15 protein-coding genes are annotated in these 16,152 nt (G+C 55.5%); 11 read left to right on the forward strand and 4 right to left on the reverse strand.

Annotated elements, in window-relative coordinates:
* Window positions 1-338 precede the first annotated feature (338 nt).
* From arnB to AC1RKG_RS00845, 11 genes are all read left to right on the forward strand, one after another.
* Window positions 339-1,493: a UDP-4-amino-4-deoxy-L-arabinose aminotransferase gene (arnB, locus tag AC1RKG_RS00795; RefSeq protein WP_493181697.1), complete on the forward strand. Its 1,155-nt coding sequence runs from the start codon at window positions 339-341 to the stop codon at window positions 1,491-1,493.
* Entirely contained in the window at window positions 1,480-2,460 is a 981-nt protein-coding gene (gene arnC / locus AC1RKG_RS00800) for an undecaprenyl-phosphate 4-deoxy-4-formamido-L-arabinose transferase (RefSeq protein ID WP_020826629.1), read from the forward strand. Before arnB ends, arnC begins: the two co-directional genes overlap by 14 nt.
* Window positions 2,460-4,442, forward strand: coding sequence for a bifunctional UDP-4-amino-4-deoxy-L-arabinose formyltransferase/UDP-glucuronic acid oxidase ArnA (gene arnA, locus AC1RKG_RS00805; RefSeq protein WP_046375045.1), 1,983 nt, complete (start codon window positions 2,460-2,462; stop codon window positions 4,440-4,442). The genes arnC and arnA overlap by 1 nt, the downstream gene beginning before the upstream one ends.
* Window positions 4,439-5,344 carry a 4-deoxy-4-formamido-L-arabinose-phosphoundecaprenol deformylase gene (gene arnD, locus AC1RKG_RS00810; protein WP_020826631.1) on the forward strand — a complete coding sequence of 302 codons (906 nt, stop codon included), beginning with the start codon at window positions 4,439-4,441 and terminating at the stop codon, window positions 5,342-5,344. The genes arnA and arnD overlap by 4 nt, the downstream gene beginning before the upstream one ends.
* Window positions 5,341-7,005, forward strand: a complete 1,665-nt coding sequence (gene arnT / locus AC1RKG_RS00815; protein ID WP_116928033.1) for a lipid IV(A) 4-amino-4-deoxy-L-arabinosyltransferase — start codon at window positions 5,341-5,343, stop codon at window positions 7,003-7,005. The genes arnD and arnT overlap by 4 nt, the downstream gene beginning before the upstream one ends.
* Window positions 7,002-7,349: a 4-amino-4-deoxy-L-arabinose-phosphoundecaprenol flippase subunit ArnE gene (gene arnE / locus AC1RKG_RS00820; protein ID WP_048762677.1), complete on the forward strand. Its 348-nt coding sequence runs from the start codon at window positions 7,002-7,004 to the stop codon at window positions 7,347-7,349. Before arnT ends, arnE begins: the two co-directional genes overlap by 4 nt.
* The gene (gene arnF, locus AC1RKG_RS00825) at window positions 7,346-7,738 is read left to right on the forward strand and encodes a 4-amino-4-deoxy-L-arabinose-phosphoundecaprenol flippase subunit ArnF (RefSeq protein WP_020826634.1); all 393 of its coding nucleotides are present in this window, start codon (window positions 7,346-7,348) and stop codon (window positions 7,736-7,738) included. Before arnE ends, arnF begins: the two co-directional genes overlap by 4 nt.
* A gap of 174 nt (window positions 7,739-7,912) precedes the next feature.
* The gene (locus AC1RKG_RS00830; protein WP_041414519.1) at window positions 7,913-8,377 is read left to right on the forward strand and encodes an NlpC/P60 family protein; all 465 of its coding nucleotides are present in this window, start codon (window positions 7,913-7,915) and stop codon (window positions 8,375-8,377) included.
* Window positions 8,378-8,434: 57 nt separating this feature from the next.
* The gene (lplA, locus tag AC1RKG_RS00835) at window positions 8,435-9,448 is read left to right on the forward strand and encodes a lipoate--protein ligase (RefSeq protein ID WP_122079077.1); all 1,014 of its coding nucleotides are present in this window, start codon (window positions 8,435-8,437) and stop codon (window positions 9,446-9,448) included.
* 551 nt (window positions 9,449-9,999) lie between these two features.
* Window positions 10,000-10,737: an EAL domain-containing protein gene (locus AC1RKG_RS00840; RefSeq protein ID WP_122079080.1), complete on the forward strand. Its 738-nt coding sequence runs from the start codon at window positions 10,000-10,002 to the stop codon at window positions 10,735-10,737.
* A gap of 246 nt (window positions 10,738-10,983) precedes the next feature.
* The gene (locus tag AC1RKG_RS00845) at window positions 10,984-12,426 is read left to right on the forward strand and encodes a protein adenylyltransferase SelO (protein ID WP_046373708.1); all 1,443 of its coding nucleotides are present in this window, start codon (window positions 10,984-10,986) and stop codon (window positions 12,424-12,426) included.
* 55 nt (window positions 12,427-12,481) lie between these two features.
* Here the strand turns inward: AC1RKG_RS00845 and AC1RKG_RS00850 are convergent, their stop codons facing one another.
* Genes AC1RKG_RS00850 through AC1RKG_RS00865 form a run of 4 tightly spaced genes read right to left on the reverse strand, consistent with a single transcriptional unit; the run spans window position 12,482 to window position 16,125 of the window.
* Entirely contained in the window at window positions 12,482-13,267 is a 786-nt protein-coding gene (locus tag AC1RKG_RS00850; RefSeq protein ID WP_020826640.1) for a heme ABC transporter ATP-binding protein, read from the reverse strand.
* On the reverse strand, window positions 13,260-14,264 hold the full coding sequence (locus tag AC1RKG_RS00855) for a FecCD family ABC transporter permease (protein ID WP_048762681.1): 1,005 nt from the start codon (window positions 14,262-14,264) through the stop codon (window positions 13,260-13,262). The genes AC1RKG_RS00850 and AC1RKG_RS00855 overlap by 8 nt, the downstream gene beginning before the upstream one ends.
* A complete protein-coding gene (locus AC1RKG_RS00860) occupies window positions 14,264-15,094 on the reverse strand; it encodes a heme/hemin ABC transporter substrate-binding protein (RefSeq protein WP_493181700.1) in 831 nt (276 codons plus the stop codon). Before AC1RKG_RS00860 ends, AC1RKG_RS00855 begins: the two co-directional genes overlap by 1 nt.
* Window positions 15,091-16,125, reverse strand: a complete 1,035-nt coding sequence (locus tag AC1RKG_RS00865) for a hemin-degrading factor (RefSeq protein WP_493181702.1) — start codon at window positions 16,123-16,125, stop codon at window positions 15,091-15,093. Before AC1RKG_RS00865 ends, AC1RKG_RS00860 begins: the two co-directional genes overlap by 4 nt.
* Between the last annotated feature and the right edge of the window lie 27 nt (window positions 16,126-16,152).

The following is a 16,152-nucleotide window of genomic DNA, read 5'->3' on the forward strand; positions in this document are numbered from 1 at the left end:
AGTAAGCATCGGCTTTATTTCACTCTCCGCCAAAAATTATCTCATAAATCTTGAAAACCGTCGCTGACGTGCTACGCTGATTTAGTTCGAATAAAATAAGTAAACAATTATTAATAACTATAACTAATTGATTTTTAAATCAATAAAAAATGATGATGATGGCCCTCGCAAATCAGATAGTCCGCTGATAATTAATCTCGCCTTAAGGTTTAGTTAAGCTTGCGGCCGTACATTGGCAGTTAATCCACCGGGAACGATTCTCTCTGGCGTTTAATATTCGTTAAATAAAAGAGATCTACAGTGTCATTAAAAGAAATTTGATACGTTTGGGGTTAACTATGGATCAATTTTTACCTTTCTCACGCCCGGCGATCGGCGATGAAGAAATCGCGGCGGTAGAAAAGGTATTGCGCTCAGGGTGGATCACCACCGGACCGCAAAATCAGCAGTTGGAAAGTGAGTTTTGCGCCACCTTCGGCTGCAAACATGCGATTGCCGTTTGTTCTGCTACTGCAGGCATGCATATCACCCTGATGGCTCTGGGCATTGGTCCCGGCGATGAAGTCATCACTCCCTCACAAACTTGGGTTTCAACCCTCAACATGATTGAGTTGCTCGGCGCCACGCCGGTAATGATTGACGTTGATCGCGATACGTTGATGGTCAATGCCAAAGATGTTGAAGCCGCCATTACGACCAAAACCAAAGCTATTGTCCCGGTGCATTACGCTGGTGCGCCACTGCAAATGGATGCATTGCGAGACGTGGCCAAACGCCATAATCTGCCGCTGATTGAAGACGCCGCTCATGCGGTGGGTTCCCGTTACAACGGTGAATGGGTTGGCGCACAAGGGACGGCCATCTTCTCGTTCCACGCGATTAAAAACCTGACCTGTGCCGAAGGTGGCCTGATTGCCACCGACGACGATGCACTGGCGGATCGTCTGCGCTGTCTGAAGTTTCACGGTCTGGCCGTTGACGCTTTCGACCGTCAGCAACTGGGGCGCAAGCCGCAGGCCGAAGTGGTGGAACCGGGCTACAAATACAACCTTTCGGATATCCACGCGGCCATCGCCGTCGTACAGCTGGCGCGCCTGCCGCAGTTGAACGCCCGCCGTAAAGAGCTGGCACAGCGTTATCTCACCGCGCTGGAAGGTTCACCTTTCCTGCCGCTGGGGTTGCCTGATTATCCGCATGACCACGCCTGGCACCTGTTTATGGTGCGCGTTGACGCCGAGCGTTGCGGTATCGATCGCGACCAACTGATGGAACGCCTGAAAGAGGTGGGCATTGGTACCGGTCTGCATTTCCGTGCCGCGCATACCCAGAAGTTTTATCGCGACCGCTATCCGCAATTGTCCTTACCCAATACCGAATGGAACTCGGCGCGTTTGTGCACCTTGCCGCTATTCCCTGATATGACCGACGCTGATGTTGATCGCGTGGTCAAAGCCTTGTCTTCTGTTGTGGAGTCGTTACGTGTCTCGCGTTGAACCGATTAAAAAAGTTTCGGTGGTGATCCCGGTGTACAACGAGCAGGAAAGTTTACCTGCCTTGCTTGAACGTACCACCGCCGCCTGTAAACAGCTGGCCCAGCCCTATGAAATTATCCTGGTCGATGACGGCAGCAGCGACAATTCTGCCGATATGCTGACCGCTGCCGCCGAACAGCCCGGCAGTTGCGTCATTGCCGTATTGCTGAACCGCAACTATGGGCAGCACTCGGCAATCATGGCCGGTTTCAATCAGGTGAGCGGCGATCTGGTGATCACGCTGGATGCTGACCTGCAAAACCCGCCGGAAGAGATCCCGCGGTTGGTTCGGGTGGCGGAAGAGGGGTACGACGTGGTCGGCACTGTGCGCGCCAACCGTCAGGACTCCTGGTTCCGTAAAAGCGCCTCCCGCATCATCAATATGATGATCCAGCGCGCTACCGGTAAATCGATGGGCGACTATGGCTGCATGTTGCGCGCCTATCGCCGCCACATTATCGAAGCGATGCTGAACTGCCACGAGCGCAGCACCTTTATCCCGATCCTGGCGAACACCTTCGCCCGTCGTACTACTGAAATTGACGTGCTGCACGCTGAACGCGAGTTTGGCGACTCTAAATACAGCCTGATGAAGCTGATTAATCTGATGTACGACCTGATCACCTGTTTGACCACCACGCCGCTGCGTTTGCTGAGCGTAGTGGGCAGCGTGATTGCGCTTTCGGGTTTCGTGCTGGCGGTATTGCTGATCGCCCTGCGTTTGATCATGGGCCCTGAATGGGCGGGCGGCGGAGTGTTCACCCTGTTTGCCGTGCTGTTTTCCTTTATTGGCGCCCAATTTGTCGGCATGGGTCTGTTGGGAGAGTACATCGGTCGTATTTATACCGACGTGCGTGCTCGTCCTCGTTATTTTGTTCAGAAAGTGGTCGGTGAACAGCCTAACCACAATACTCAGGAAGAAGAATGATGAAAGCTATTGTATTTGCTTACCATGATATTGGCTGCGCAGGTCTGAAAGCGCTGACTGACGCAGGCTATGACGTTCAAGCAGTATTCACGCATACCGACGATCCTGGTGAGAACAACTTCTTCTCCTCCGTTGCCCGTGTGGGTGCAGAATTGGAGTTACCGGTCTATGCGCCGGAGGACGTTAACCACCCGCTGTGGATCGAACGCATTCGCCAGATGCAGCCGGACATTATTTTCTCCTTCTATTACCGTAATCTACTGAGCGACGAGCTGCTGTCGCTGGCGCCGCTTGGCGGTTTCAACCTCCATGGTTCACTGCTGCCTCGCTACCGTGGCCGCGCACCGGTGAACTGGGCGCTGGTGAACGGCGAAACAGAAACCGGCGCTACGCTGCATAAAATGGTCAAGCGTCCGGACGCCGGCGATATCGTTGGTCAGCGCAAAGTGGCAATCGCCGCTGACGACACGGCGCTGACGCTGCACAAAAAAGTGCTGGAAGCCGCACAGTCATTGCTGAAGGACGAACTGCCGAAGCTGAAAAACGGCACGGCGACATTCAGTGCGCAAAACGAAGCCGAAGCCAGCTACTTTGGCCGCCGGACTGCGGCAGACGGTGAGATCCTGTGGCATAAATCGGCGCAGGAAATCAACAACCTGATCCGCGCAGTGACCGAACCTTATCCTGGCGCCTTCAGCTATCTCGGCCAGCGTAAATTGATTGTCTGGCGTGCTCGCGTGCTGGATGCGCAGCATGACAAACAGCCTGGTACCGTGCTCAGTACTTCTCCGCTGGTCATTGCCTGCGGCGAAGGCGCACTGGAAATCGTTGCCGGTCAAAATGATGCCGGCCTGTACGTACAGGGTAGCCGTCTGGCGCAGGAAATGGGCATCGTCACCGACGTACGTCTGGCCGCCAAGCCCAACGCAGTGATGAAGCGCAGAACCCGCGTACTGATCCTCGGCGTTAACGGCTTTATCGGTAACCACCTGACCGAACGTCTGCTGCGTGACGATCGTTACGACATTTACGGTTTGGATATCGGTTCTGATGCCATCAGCCGTTTCCTGGATAACCCGCGCTTCCACTTTGTGGAAGGGGATATCAGCATCCATTCCGAGTGGATCGAATATCACATCAAGAAATGTGATGTCGTTCTGCCGCTGGTGGCCATCGCCACGCCGATCGAGTACACCCGCAATCCACTGCGCGTGTTCGAGTTGGATTTTGAAGAAAACCTGAAAATCGTTCGTGACTGCGTAAAATACAACAAGCGCATCATCTTCCCGTCCACCTCCGAAGTGTACGGTATGTGCGACGACAAAGAGTTCGACGAAGATCATTCCCGCCTGATCGTCGGGCCAATCAACAAACAACGCTGGATTTACTCGGTGTCCAAGCAGCTGCTGGACCGAGTCATCTGGGCCTATGGTGCCAAAGAAGGGCTGAAGTTTACGCTGTTCCGTCCGTTTAACTGGATGGGGCCGCGCCTGGATAACCTGGATGCAGCGCGCATCGGTTCTTCCCGTGCTATCACCCAGTTGATCCTCAATCTGGTGGAAGGGTCGCCGATCAAACTGATGGACGGCGGGGCGCAAAAACGCTGCTTTACCGATATCAACGACGGTATTGAAGCGCTGTTCCGCATCATCGAAAACCGCGACGGCTTGTGCGATGGCCAAATCGTCAACATTGGTAACCCGACCAACGAGGCCAGCATCCGCGAACTGGCGGAAATGCTGCTCGAAAGCTTCAATAATCACCCGTTGCGCGACCGCTTCCCGCCGTTTGCCGGCTTTAAGGATGTCGAAAGCAGCAGCTATTACGGCAAGGGTTATCAGGACGTTGAGCACCGTACGCCAAGCATCAAAAATGCCCGTCGCCTGCTGGATTGGCAGCCGACCATCGCGATGCAGCAAACCGTTGCCGATACCTTGGACTACTTCTTGCGCACCACCGTTCAGGAAGGTGACGGTGCATGAAGAAAGTCGGTCTGCGAGTTGATGTAGATACCTTCAGCGGTACCCGTGAAGGGGTACCGCAGTTGCTGGAGTTGTTCGACAAGTACAACATTCAGGCCAGTTTCTTCTTCAGCGTAGGGCCGGACAATATGGGGCGCCATCTGTGGCGCCTTTTACGTCCGAAATTCCTGTGGAAAATGCTGCGCTCGAACGCCGCGTCGCTGTACGGCTGGGATATTCTGCTGGCCGGCACCGCCTGGCCGGGGCGTAATATCGCCCGTGCCCTGGGGCCATTGATGAAACTCACCGCCCAGGCCGGGCATGAAGTGGGCCTGCACGCCTGGGATCATCAGGGCTGGCAGGCCAAGGTCGGCCGTTGGTCTGAGGCGCAGTTGACGCAACAGGTGCAGCTGGGTGTTGATGCGCTGACTGCCAGTACCGGGCTGCCGGTCAAATGCTCGGCCGTTGCCGGTTGGCGCGCGGACACACGGGTGCTGGAAGTGAAGCAGCGCTTCGGTTTTCACTACAACAGCGATTGTCGTGGTACCCATCCGTTTCGTCCGCTGTTAAGCGATGGCCGTGTGGGAACCGTGCAGATCCCGGTGACGTTACCGACCTTTGATGAGGTAATTGGTAGTGAAGTCAGTATGGCTGACTTCAACGATTACATTTTACGGGCGATTGAAAACGATCGCGGCGTGCCGGTTTATACCATTCATACCGAAGTTGAGGGTATGTCTCAGGCCGCAATGTTTGAGCAGTTACTGCAACGGGCGCAACGGCAGGGCATAGAATTCTGCCCGTTAAGCACCTTGTTGCCACAAGATTTGGCGTCATTGCCATTGGGCCGCGTCGAGCGTGCTCCTTTCCCTGGCCGCGAAGGTTGGCTGGGTTGTCAAACCGATGTGAAGGACGATTCATGAAGGCGCTAAAAGGATCCTGGGCCATTGTGTTGGCCATTTTTTTTGCTCTGGTTTACCTGATCCCCCTCAATGGTCGCCTGCTGTGGCAACCGGATGAAACTCGTTACGCCGAGATCAGCCGTGAAATGCTGCAACGCGGCGACTGGGTAGTGCCACATCTGCTTGGGCTGCGTTATTTTGAAAAACCGGTTGCCGGATATTGGTTCAACAACATCAGCCAGTGGCTGTTTGGCGATACCAACTTCGCGGTGCGTTTTGGCTCGGTATTCAGCACCGGCATGACCGCCGTGCTGGTGTTCGCGCTGGCAATGCTGATGTGGCGCAACGCGCGCCGCGCCAGCCTGGCTACGTTGATTTTCCTGTCGATGGTGCTGGTGTTCAGCATCGGCACGTACAGCGTGCTGGATCCGATGATTTCCCTGTGGCTGGTGGCGGCCATGGTCAGTTATTACCTGACGCTGAAAGCCACCACGGTCAAGGGTAAAGTCGGCGGTTACGTGTTGCTGGGGCTGGCCTGCGGCATGGGCTTTATGACCAAGGGGTTCCTGGCGCTGGCGGTGCCGGTGATTGCGGTGATCCCGATAGTCATTCAGCAGCGGCGGATCAAGGATCTCTTGATCTACGGCCCGTTGGCTATCCTGACCGCGGTATTGCTTAGCCTGCCTTGGGCGCTGGCTATTGCTCAACGTGAGCCGGACTTCTGGAACTACTTCTTCTGGGTGGAGCATATTCAGCGTTTTGCCGAGGATAACGCCCAGCACAAAGCGCCGTTCTGGTATTACATCCCGATTTTGATGGCGGCGGTATTACCGTGGCTGGCGTTGTTGCCGGGATCTTTGCTTAAGGGTTGGCGTGAACGCGTCCAACGGCCGGAGCTGTTCTTCCTGCTGAGTTGGGTGATGATGCCGCTGATCTTTTTCAGCATCGCCAAAGGCAAACTGCCGACCTATATTTTGCCGTGCATGGCGCCGTTGGCGCTGTTGATGGCCGCTTACGCTGAGGATTATGCGGCAAGCCTACGCAGCAAAACCTTCAAGATCAACGCATTGCTGAACGGCTTATTTGGTCTGATTTGCGTGGTGGCGCTGCTGGTGCTGGGTTCAGGATTGCTGCCGAAGGTGAAGCTGTTTGGGGCACAAGAGTGGCCGAAGATCGTCATCGGCATTATTATGTTCGGCGGTTGGCTGTTATTTGCCATAGTGTCGGCGCGTAATAATGCGCAACGCTGGCGCTGGGCGGCGGCTTGTCCGCTACTGCTGTGCTTGCTGGTGGGTTACGCCATTCCGCAGCAGGTCACTGACTCCAAGCTGCCGCAAAACTTTATCAGCGTAAATATGGCGCAGTTGGGCCATAGCCGTTACGTATTGACCGACAGCGCAGGGGTAGCGGCAGGGCTGGCCTGGGAGTTGAAGCGCAGCGATGTGCTGATGTTCAGCGAGAAAGGTGAGGTAGCTTATGGCCTGGCCTACCCGGATTCCCGCAGCCATTTCATCAGCGATGCCGATTTCCCGCAGTGGTTGGCCCAGGCGCGAAAACAGGGTGACGTCTCATTGGTATTGCAACTGTCGAGAGGGGATCACGTGCCGCAAACCTTGCCGGCAGCGGATAAAGTGGTTGAGATGAACCGCTTAGCGCTGCTTTGGTATCAACAGCAGCCATGATAGTCGGCTACTTGCTGGTGCTGGTGGTCAGCCTGCTCACCTGCGGTGGGCAGCTGTGCCAGAAACAAGCGGCCCAGAGTTGGCAATTGCCCCCCGACGTCAGACGGGGGGTGACGCTGCGCTGGCTGCTTCTGGCGGTGTTGTTGCTGGGGTTGGGCATGGCGGTCTGGCTCAACGTGCTGCAGCGCTTGCCGCTCAGCCTGGCTTATCCGACGCTCAGCCTGAATTTCGTGTTGGTGACATTAGCTGCCCGGTGGCTGTTTAACGAACCCACCACCGCACGCCATTGGTACGGCGTGGCGTCGATCATGCTGGGGATCCTGCTGATGAGTATCAATCCATGAGGGGCTACGCCTGGGGCGCGGCCAGCGTGCTACTGGTCACGCTGGCGCAGCTACTGATGAAGTGGGGTATGGCGCAGATCCCTCTGATGTCGTTTGCCGACGTGACGTTAAGCCTGTTTGCCCAGTATTGGGTGCCGCTACTGGCGGTCAGCGGTGGTATCTTCGGTTATGCGTTGTCCATGCTATGCTGGTTCTTCGCGCTGCACCATCTGCCACTAAACCGCGCTTACCCACTGCTGAGCGTGAGCTATGCGCTGGTGTACCTGGCCGCGGTGATCCTGCCGTGGTTTAACGAATCCGCCACCCTGTTGAAAACGTTGGGAACGCTGTTTATCCTGTTTGGCGTGTGGCTGATTAACAGCCAGGCCAAGGTAAAAACGCCTCAATAGCGCAAAAAGTGGCGCCAATGCGATTATCTCCTTCACCGTGCTTGCCTTTTTCCCCTGCAGGGGGATAAATTAGCCCCAAATAGCGCTTTCCTTACGTGGTGCCGGCTTTGCCTCGCAGGCGGTATGCTTTTACCGGACGGCATGATGCGGCAACGTGTTCAATGAAGGGATATTATGCGGATGCGTATTTGGTTTTTATTAGCCAGTTTAATTCTTGCCGGTTGTAGCAGTCATGCACCGCCGCCCAGCGGTCGGCTGGCGGACTCTATCGTGGTGGTGGCTCAGTTGAATGAGCAACTGCGTCAATGGTACGGCGCACCTTATCGTTACGGTGGGGTGGATCGCGGCGGCGTTGACTGTTCCGGTTTCGTTTATCGCACCTTCCGCGACCGTTTCGATATGCAATTACCTCGTTCGACTGTGGAACAAACCTCGCTGGGAACCAAAGTCTCGCGTGATGAGCTGATGCCGGGCGATCTGGTGTTTTTCAAAACCGGCGGCGGTGAGAACGGTTTGCACGTTGGCATTTATGATACCAACGATCAGTTTATTCATGCCTCCACCAGCCGTGGCGTAATGCGATCCTCGCTGGACAATGTGTATTGGAAAAAAGCCTACTGGCAGGCGCGGCGTATTTAATCTTAAGCTGTTGATTTGGTGTATCATGGCGGCATCACGTGCTTAGCGGGGACCGCCATGAATAACTTACGCTTACTGATTTCCGATTCTTACGACCCCTGGTTCAATCTGGCCGTGGAAGAGTGCATCTTCCGCGAAATGACCACGCAGAAAATCCTGTTCTTATGGCGCAATGCCGAAACGGTGGTCATAGGCCAGTCACAAAACCCATGGAAAGAGTGCAACACCCGGCGAATGGAGCAGGACGGCATTCGCCTGGCGCGTCGTAGCAGCGGCGGTGGAGCGGTATTCCACGATCTGGGTAACACCTGTTTTACCTTTATGGCGGGCAAACCGGGTTACGACAAAACTCTTTCCACCGGTATCATTCTGCAGGCGTTGGCCCAGTTGGGTATTTCTGCCACGGCATCGGGCCGCAATGATCTGGTGATCGAAACGCCGGAAGGCGTGCGTAAAATCTCCGGCTCGGCCTATCGGGAAACCCAGGATCGCGGGTTCCACCATGGCACCTTATTACTGAATGCCGATCTTAACCGTCTGGCGGATTATCTTAATCCGGATCCCAAAAAGCTGCAGGCCAAGGGCATCACCTCGGTACGCTCCCGGGTGGCCAACCTGGTGGAATTTAAACCTGACATCAGCCACCAGCAAGTCTGCGATGCGGTGACTCAGGCATTCTTTGACTACTATGGCGAGACCGCTACGGCGGAAATCATTTCACCGGATGTCTATCCCGACCTGCCGGATTTCGCCGCGCAGTTTGCCAAACAGAGCAGTTGGGAATGGAATTTCGGCAAGGCGCCGGCATTTAGCCATTTACTGAACGAACGCTTTGTCTGGGGTGGGGTGGATATCTTCTTTGACGTAGAAAAGGGGCAGATCTGCCGGGCGCAGATTTTTACCGACAGCCTGAGTCCGGCACCGCTGCAGCGTTTGGCAGAGATGCTGGTGGGTTGCGCTTACCGCAGTGAAGCCTTGGCTGAGTGCTGCGACAAACTGATTGCTCAGTTCCCGGAGCAGGCTACCGAGTTAGCCGAGCTGCGGCAATGGCTGGTCGAAACGATCAAATAACAACCACGCTTTAAATATCAAGGGATGACGGTGTCATCCTTTTTTTATGCCGCAAGTTTGCGCCGCTTTATTGTTTTTATCGGCTTTCTGCTGCCGAAAGCCGCCTCAATAGTGGGTAGCATGAATTTCCAATAAAGCAAGGTGGGCATTTTTTTGCTGTTTCAATGCAAAGAATAACGTACGGAATTGATGCGTTATTAAATTTAATCAGTTTGCGGCGCGCTTGCGCTTGTGCAGATTTCATGCTTAATTGATATTTAGATATGTTTAAGAATTTCTTTAATGAAAACAATAGCGATAAGCCAAATTTTCAGTGTGACTATATTACTTAACCTAAATATGGCTTAAATTTAGTGGGGTTGCGCCAACTCTGTCTTAAGCCAAATTGTTTTTGATACCGTGCCAAGTGGACGCAACATAGCTTTAATCTATCAATTAAATGATAAGTTATCACTAATTGCATTGATATTTCCGATTAATCTCAGAGGGATTGATCGATAAAATATATTGATATACGATGAGATGCTCGCCATTCAGCCTGTGGCATTGAAATGAAAATACAATTCGAAGCTGACTTTATTAGTAGCTATGTTTTTCAACCTGTTTACTCAATGGAGGGCAGGCTGTTAGCGGTAGAAATTTTGAACCGCTTTAATAGTCTGGACGGTGATTTGGCTATGCCGGCTGACATTGGGATTAATTTACTGACCGCTGAGCAAAAGATTGAGTTATTTAATGAGCAATTGAAACTGGCAGAACAGAATGCCGCCTGGTTTGTCGAAAACGACGTTTTGTTGACGCTTAATATTGAAGAAACCCTGGTCGATTTGATTCTCGCTGACGGCCAACTCTGTGACCGTATCAGGCAATGGCCATTTATTGCTTTCGAAATCAGTGAGGGTTTTCCGAATCTTTCGGCCGGCAAAAACAATCCAAAGATCCTCCGGCTGAGCGAATTGTTTTCGCTGTGGTTGGATGATTTCGGCTCCGGCCAGGCGACCCTGACCGCCTTGTATGATGGGTTGTTCGACTACGTCAAGATCGACAAGCGTTTTTACTGGCAGTTGTTTACCCATCAGGGATATGACGTGGTCATTGACTCGCTATTAAAAAATATCAATTTGCTGTGCAAAGGTGTGATCGTAGGAGGAATAGAGAAAAGGGAATATTTTAATAAGCTCAGACACGCCGGGGTTTTTGGCCTGCAAGGTTTTTTATGGCCCAGCGTTGGTGTGGACAATCTGGCAGCGTTACGGGTAACACCCGATGAGTTCAATAACAATAATTGAGAGTACAACACACAACGGAGCCAATAATGGACTGGATGATGTCAGATGTGATTCCGGCGCTGTTATTCATTATGATTTTCTCGCCGATCGGGTATTTTCCCGCTCAGCGTAAAAAGGCATTCAAACCGTATCGGCATAAACGCTGATCCCCGCATCTGCCCAGGTATCAGGCAGATGCGTTCTCCCTGCATTTCCTCTGTGTTAATCGCCCCGTTCAAGCTCTACACTAGGTGCAACGGAGGGCCTATGCCGCAGTTTGAAAACGCTTACCAACATCAGTTAGCCGGTTTTTATACCGAATTGAATCCCACTCCGCTGAAAGGCGCTCGTTTGCTGTATCACAGCGAACCGCTGGCACGCGAACTGGGGCTGGACGAAAGCTGGTTTACCCAGGACAAAACCCCGATTTGGGCGGGTGAGAAACTGTTGCCGGGCATGCGACCGCTGGCGCAGGTTTACAGTGGCCATCAGTTCGGCGTTTGGGCCGGGCAGTTGGGGGATGGCCGGGGCATTTTGCTGGGTGAACAACGCCTGGCGGACGGCCGCAGCATGGACTGGCACCTGAAAGGGGCGGGATTGACGCCTTATTCACGCATGGGCGACGGGCGTGCGGTACTGCGTTCGGCGATCCGTGAGTTCCTCGCCTCCGAGGCACTGCACCATCTGGGCATTCCAACCACCCGTGCGCTGACCATTGTGACCAGTGAAGAGCCGGTTTACCGTGAGCAACCTGAGCGTGGAGCGATGTTGCTACGCGTGGCGGAAAGCCACGTGCGTTTCGGCCACTTTGAGCATTTTTATTACCGCAAGCAGCCGGAACAGGTGCAGCAGCTGGCCGATTTTGTCATTGCCCGTCACTGGCCGCAGTTGCAAGATCAGGCGGAGGGTTACTTACTGTGGTTTACCGACGTGGTTGAGCGCACTGCGCGGCTCATCGCCCATTGGCAGACCGTCGGTTTCGCTCACGGCGTAATGAACACCGATAACATGTCGATTCTGGGTCTTACCATCGACTATGGCCCTTATGGCTTCCTCGACGACTACAAGCCCGACTATATTTGCAACCACTCTGATCATCAGGGGCGCTATGCCTTCGATAATCAACCGGCGGTGGCGCTGTGGAACCTCCATCGGCTGGCACAGACCCTGTCTGGGCTGATGAGTACGGAACAGCTGCAGCAGGCGCTGGCGGCCTATGAACCGGCCCTGATGCGCGCTTACGGGGAACAGATGCGCGCCAAGCTCGGCTTCTTCACCCAATCGCAGCAGGATAACGATTTGCTCACCGGGTTGCTGAGCCTGATGGCGCAAGAAGGCCGGGACTATAGCCGAACTTTCCGCTTGTTAAGTCATACCGAACAGCAACAGGCGCAGTCGCCGCTGCGTGATGAATTTATCGATCGCGCTGCGTTCGACGGTTGGTACCAACAATACCGCCAGCGCTTGCAGCAAGAACAGGTGAGCGACGCTGAGCGTCAACAGGCGATGAAGGCGGTGAATCCGAAGCTGATCCTGCGCAACTATCTGGCGCAGCAGGCGATTGAAAGTGCCGAACGGGATGATGTCAGCAAACTGGCGCGCCTGCATCAGGCCTTGTTGACGCCGTTTGCTGACGCGCCGGAATATGACGATCTCGCCGCATTGCCGCCGGATTGGGGCAAGCATCTGGAGATATCCTGCTCGAGTTAACTGCAATGAAATGAAAGGATGACGGGCGCGGCGGGTACCGCGCCCGGTACTGCCGCTACTGGCGCAAATACACCTGCGGTAACGCCACTTCCGGGTGATGTACTACCCCCAAATCTGCCTGATACCAGCGGGTGAGTATTTCCGCCTGCAACACCTCCTGCGGCGTACCCGAGGCGACCAATTGCCCCTGATGCAGCAATAAAATGCGGTCGGCATACAGCGCGGCCAGGTTGAGGTCATGCAGCACGCAGCACACCGCGATCGGCTGTTGGCGCGTAAGCGTGCGCAGCAACCTCAGCGTATGTTGCTGGTGATAGAGATCCAGTGCCGAAGTCGGTTCGTCAAGGAACAGCCAGGACGGGGTGGGTTGTGGCTGCCAAAGTTGCGCCAGCACACGGGCCAGCTGTACCCGTTGCTGCTCGCCGCCGGAAAGCTGGCGATAATCGCGTTGGGCCAGTTCAAGGCAGTCGGTTTGCGCCATCACCTGTTGCACCGCATGCCGTGCATCGCGTTTGCCGTGCGGTGCCCGTCCCATGCTGACCACTTCCTCCACGGTAAAAGGAAAGGCCAAATCACTGTGCTGGCGCATCACCGCGCGTACCTTCGCCAACTGCTGCGGTTGCCACTGTTCTAACGGTCGTCCCAGTAACTGACATTCGCCGCAACCCGGAGCCAGATAGCCGGTTAACAAGCGCAACAACGTAGACTTACCTGCGCCGTTTGGCCCGATTATTGCCACCATCTCGCCGCTGGCGATACTGAGCGAAACGTCGTTTATCAGCCGACGTGAACCCAGGCTGTAACGCAATTGCTGCGCCGTCAGGCTTGAGGAGTTATCCACCCACACGCTCCCGCTGGCGCATCACCAGCCATAAGAAGTAAGGCCCGCCGATCAGGCTGGTCATCAACCCGACCGGCATTTCAGCCGGTGCTACCAGGGTGCGTGCCAGCGTATCGCTGACCAACAGCAGGCAGGCACCGCCCAACGCGGAGCAGGGCAACAGCCAGCGGTGGTCGCCGCCGAGGCGCATGCGTACCAAGTGCGGCACCACCAGACCGATAAAGCCAATCACGCCGCTCATCGCCACCGAGGCGCCAATCAACAAGGCGCTAAGCAACAGCAGTTGCAGCTTGGCGCGCTGGACGTTGACCCCGAGGTAATGTGCTTCTTCATCCCCCAGTTGCAACAGATTCAGGCGACGCGCCTGTAACAGGGTCAGTAAGGTGGTCGGCAGGATCAGGGAAGCGCACACCACCAGCGTCGGCCACTGCGACTGGCTAAGGCTGCCCATCATCCACAGCGAGAACTGACGCAGCTGTTGGTCGTTGCTGAGGTAAGACAGCACGCCAATCGCCGCCATGCACAGGGCGTTGATGGCAATCCCCGCCAGCAGCAGGCGCGACAGGCTGCCGTGGCCACTGCGGCTGATACCGTAGATCAACAGCGACACCAGCATGCTGCCGAGGAACGCCGCCAGCATATGGCCATACAGGGCAATCACCGGAGGCAACGCCAGAGGCATCACGATAATCAGCGCGACAAACAGCGCGCCGCCGCTGCTGATGCCCAGCAGGCTCGGATCGGCCAGCGGGTTGCGAAACAACCCTTGCATCACGGCACCAGATACCGCTAATGCACAGCCGATCACCACCGCCAGCAGTACGCGCGGCAGACGGATGTTTAGCCAGATATGCCAGGCAGTGTCGCTGAACGGCTGTTGCCACAGAGTGCGAAACGACAGGGTCAATGCCCCCATATTGGCGGCACCCAGCGCCAGCAGCGCCAGTAACACCAGCAGGCCGGCAATCGCCACGCGTGGGGAAGTGCGACTGCGCATTACTTTTGCTCCGCCGCGTGGCGTAGTTTGGCCAACGCCGCCGGCGTTTCCAGCCCAAAGCCCAGCAGCGCCATATCGTCAACCACCAGCACGCGGTGGTTTTTCCCCGCTGGCGTGAGCGCGACGCCCGGCAAGTTCCACAATTGTTGTTGGCCACCGAGCGTTTTTATGCCGTCAGTGGTGACCAACAGCAGATCGGGCGCGCTGGCGATCACGCCTTCCTGCGACAGGGGACGATAGCGACTGAATCCCTGCATCGCATTCTTCAAACCGGCTGCCGTGATGACCGCGTCGGCGGCGGTGTGTTGCCCGGCCGCCATCGGTGTAATCCCCCCGTGGCTCATGACGAACAGGACCTTGACCGGCAGAGCATCGGTTTTCACCGCCGCCAGCTGTTGCTGATACCGTTCGCTCAGCTTTTTGCCTTGCTCGGTACGCTGCAACGCATTGGCGATCACCTCGATTTTCTCCGGCACGCTTTGCAACGTGGTATCGCCCGGAATGCGTACGACCTTAACGCCGCTTTCTTCCAGCTGTTTGAGCACCAGCGCCGGTTCGGCCAGTTCGGTCGTCAGCACCAGCGAAGGTTTCAACGCCAGAATACCTTCGGCATTAAGCTGACGCATGTAGCCGACATCCGGCAGCTTTTTGACGGCTTCCGGTTGCAGACTGGTACTGTCGCGCGCAATCACCTCATCGCCCGCGCCGAGTGCGAAGGCAATTTCGGTGACGTCACCGCCTATCGAGACAATACGTTCCGCCGCCGCAACGGAGAAGGGTAACGCCAGCGCAATGCACAACGCCAGGCGACGGGTCAATGAGGGTTTCATGCGGCAATGTCCTTGGGTTCAAGCGCGGCAACCTGCTCACGCCACTGGGTTTGTTCCGGCTGGCCTTCGGTACGCTGGCCGTAAAGCTGGGCGATTTGCGTGCCGTCCGCGGTAAACAGCTCCAGGCTGGTGACAAAGCCGTCTTTGGTTGGCTTGCGGGTGATCCAGCTTTCGGCAATTGCGTCTTCGATCAGGTGCAGGGTGAAACGACGGTTAAACACGTTAATCCAGCCTTCCTGCGGCATTAGACGCTCGATCTGACCGGTGAAGATCTGCACGCAGCCACGGTTGCCGACAAAAATCATGATTTCGTTTTGCAGGCCCAGCGCTGCGTTGAGCAACTGGGACAGGGCGCTGTTATCCACCCGGTAGGCCAAATCGTTGCCGACGGCCTTGAAGGCCTGCTGACGCGTCAGCTTATTGCGGCTTAACAACTGGAAGAACTGGTGAACATCGGTCATTTCACGCCATTCGCGGTCGATCTTTTCGTTGTCCGGTGCGGCGTTACTGACGGTGGCGTCCGGGGCTTTCAGTGCCAACGCCGGGTTTTCTGCACTCAGGTGGCGTTCCACCAGCGCCATCCAGGCTGCCAGGTCAGTTTCGTCGGTGGTGTACACCTTATGCAACGCATCACCCTGATGATCGAAGAACTGAATGCTGTGACGTACACCGCGCTTGTTGGTTTCGCTCATGGCGAAGGCGCTGGCCCACTGGTTGAGGAACAGCCGCAAATCCAATTCGCGTGGGTTGAGGATCAGCCCCGCGTGGCCGTTCAGATGCTGGTTGAGGTAGCGCCCCATCTGCTCGTGCACCGCGTAGCTGTTACGGGTGATGGATTTGGTGACGCCAACCTGCTCCAGCTCGGTCAGCAGGGTGCGGGCATCGGCCTGCAGACGACGAGTATCCTGACCGACGCGAGCATGGGTCAGTTCTGCTTCGCTAACGCTAAGCAGCTCGGCCAGATCGCGCGCGTATTTGCCTGGGTTATCAATTTTTGCCTGCTGGTAGCGTTGGTAGAGGGTATTGCTCATTGATAGTTCTCCTGTGAGAGGTGCAAT

It is taken from the genome of Serratia sp. GW822-FHT06D09, from assembly GCF_058799515.1.

Excerpts from the sequence above, each read along its gene's own strand:
- lplA (WP_122079077.1), top strand. The coding sequence starts at position 8,435 with ATGAATAACTTACGCTTACTGATTTCCGATTCTTACGACCCCTGGTTC.
- arnA (WP_046375045.1), top strand. The coding sequence starts at position 2,460 with ATGAAAGCTATTGTATTTGCTTACCATGATATTGGCTGCGCAGGTCTG.
- AC1RKG_RS00845 (WP_046373708.1), top strand. The coding sequence starts at position 10,984 with ATGCCGCAGTTTGAAAACGCTTACCAACATCAGTTAGCCGGTTTTTAT.
- arnB (WP_493181697.1), top strand. The coding sequence starts at position 339 with ATGGATCAATTTTTACCTTTCTCACGCCCGGCGATCGGCGATGAAGAA.
- arnE (WP_048762677.1), top strand. The coding sequence starts at position 7,002 with ATGATAGTCGGCTACTTGCTGGTGCTGGTGGTCAGCCTGCTCACCTGC.
- AC1RKG_RS00860 (WP_493181700.1), bottom strand. The coding sequence starts at position 15,094 with ATGAAACCCTCATTGACCCGTCGCCTGGCGTTGTGCATTGCGCTGGCG.
- AC1RKG_RS00830 (WP_041414519.1), top strand. The coding sequence starts at position 7,913 with ATGCGGATGCGTATTTGGTTTTTATTAGCCAGTTTAATTCTTGCCGGT.
- arnT (WP_116928033.1), top strand. The coding sequence starts at position 5,341 with ATGAAGGCGCTAAAAGGATCCTGGGCCATTGTGTTGGCCATTTTTTTT.
- arnD (WP_020826631.1), top strand. The coding sequence starts at position 4,439 with ATGAAGAAAGTCGGTCTGCGAGTTGATGTAGATACCTTCAGCGGTACC.
- AC1RKG_RS00865 (WP_493181702.1), bottom strand. The coding sequence starts at position 16,125 with ATGAGCAATACCCTCTACCAACGCTACCAGCAGGCAAAAATTGATAAC.
- AC1RKG_RS00840 (WP_122079080.1), top strand. The coding sequence starts at position 10,000 with ATGAAAATACAATTCGAAGCTGACTTTATTAGTAGCTATGTTTTTCAA.
- AC1RKG_RS00855 (WP_048762681.1), bottom strand. The coding sequence starts at position 14,264 with ATGCGCAGTCGCACTTCCCCACGCGTGGCGATTGCCGGCCTGCTGGTG.
- arnF (WP_020826634.1), top strand. The coding sequence starts at position 7,346 with ATGAGGGGCTACGCCTGGGGCGCGGCCAGCGTGCTACTGGTCACGCTG.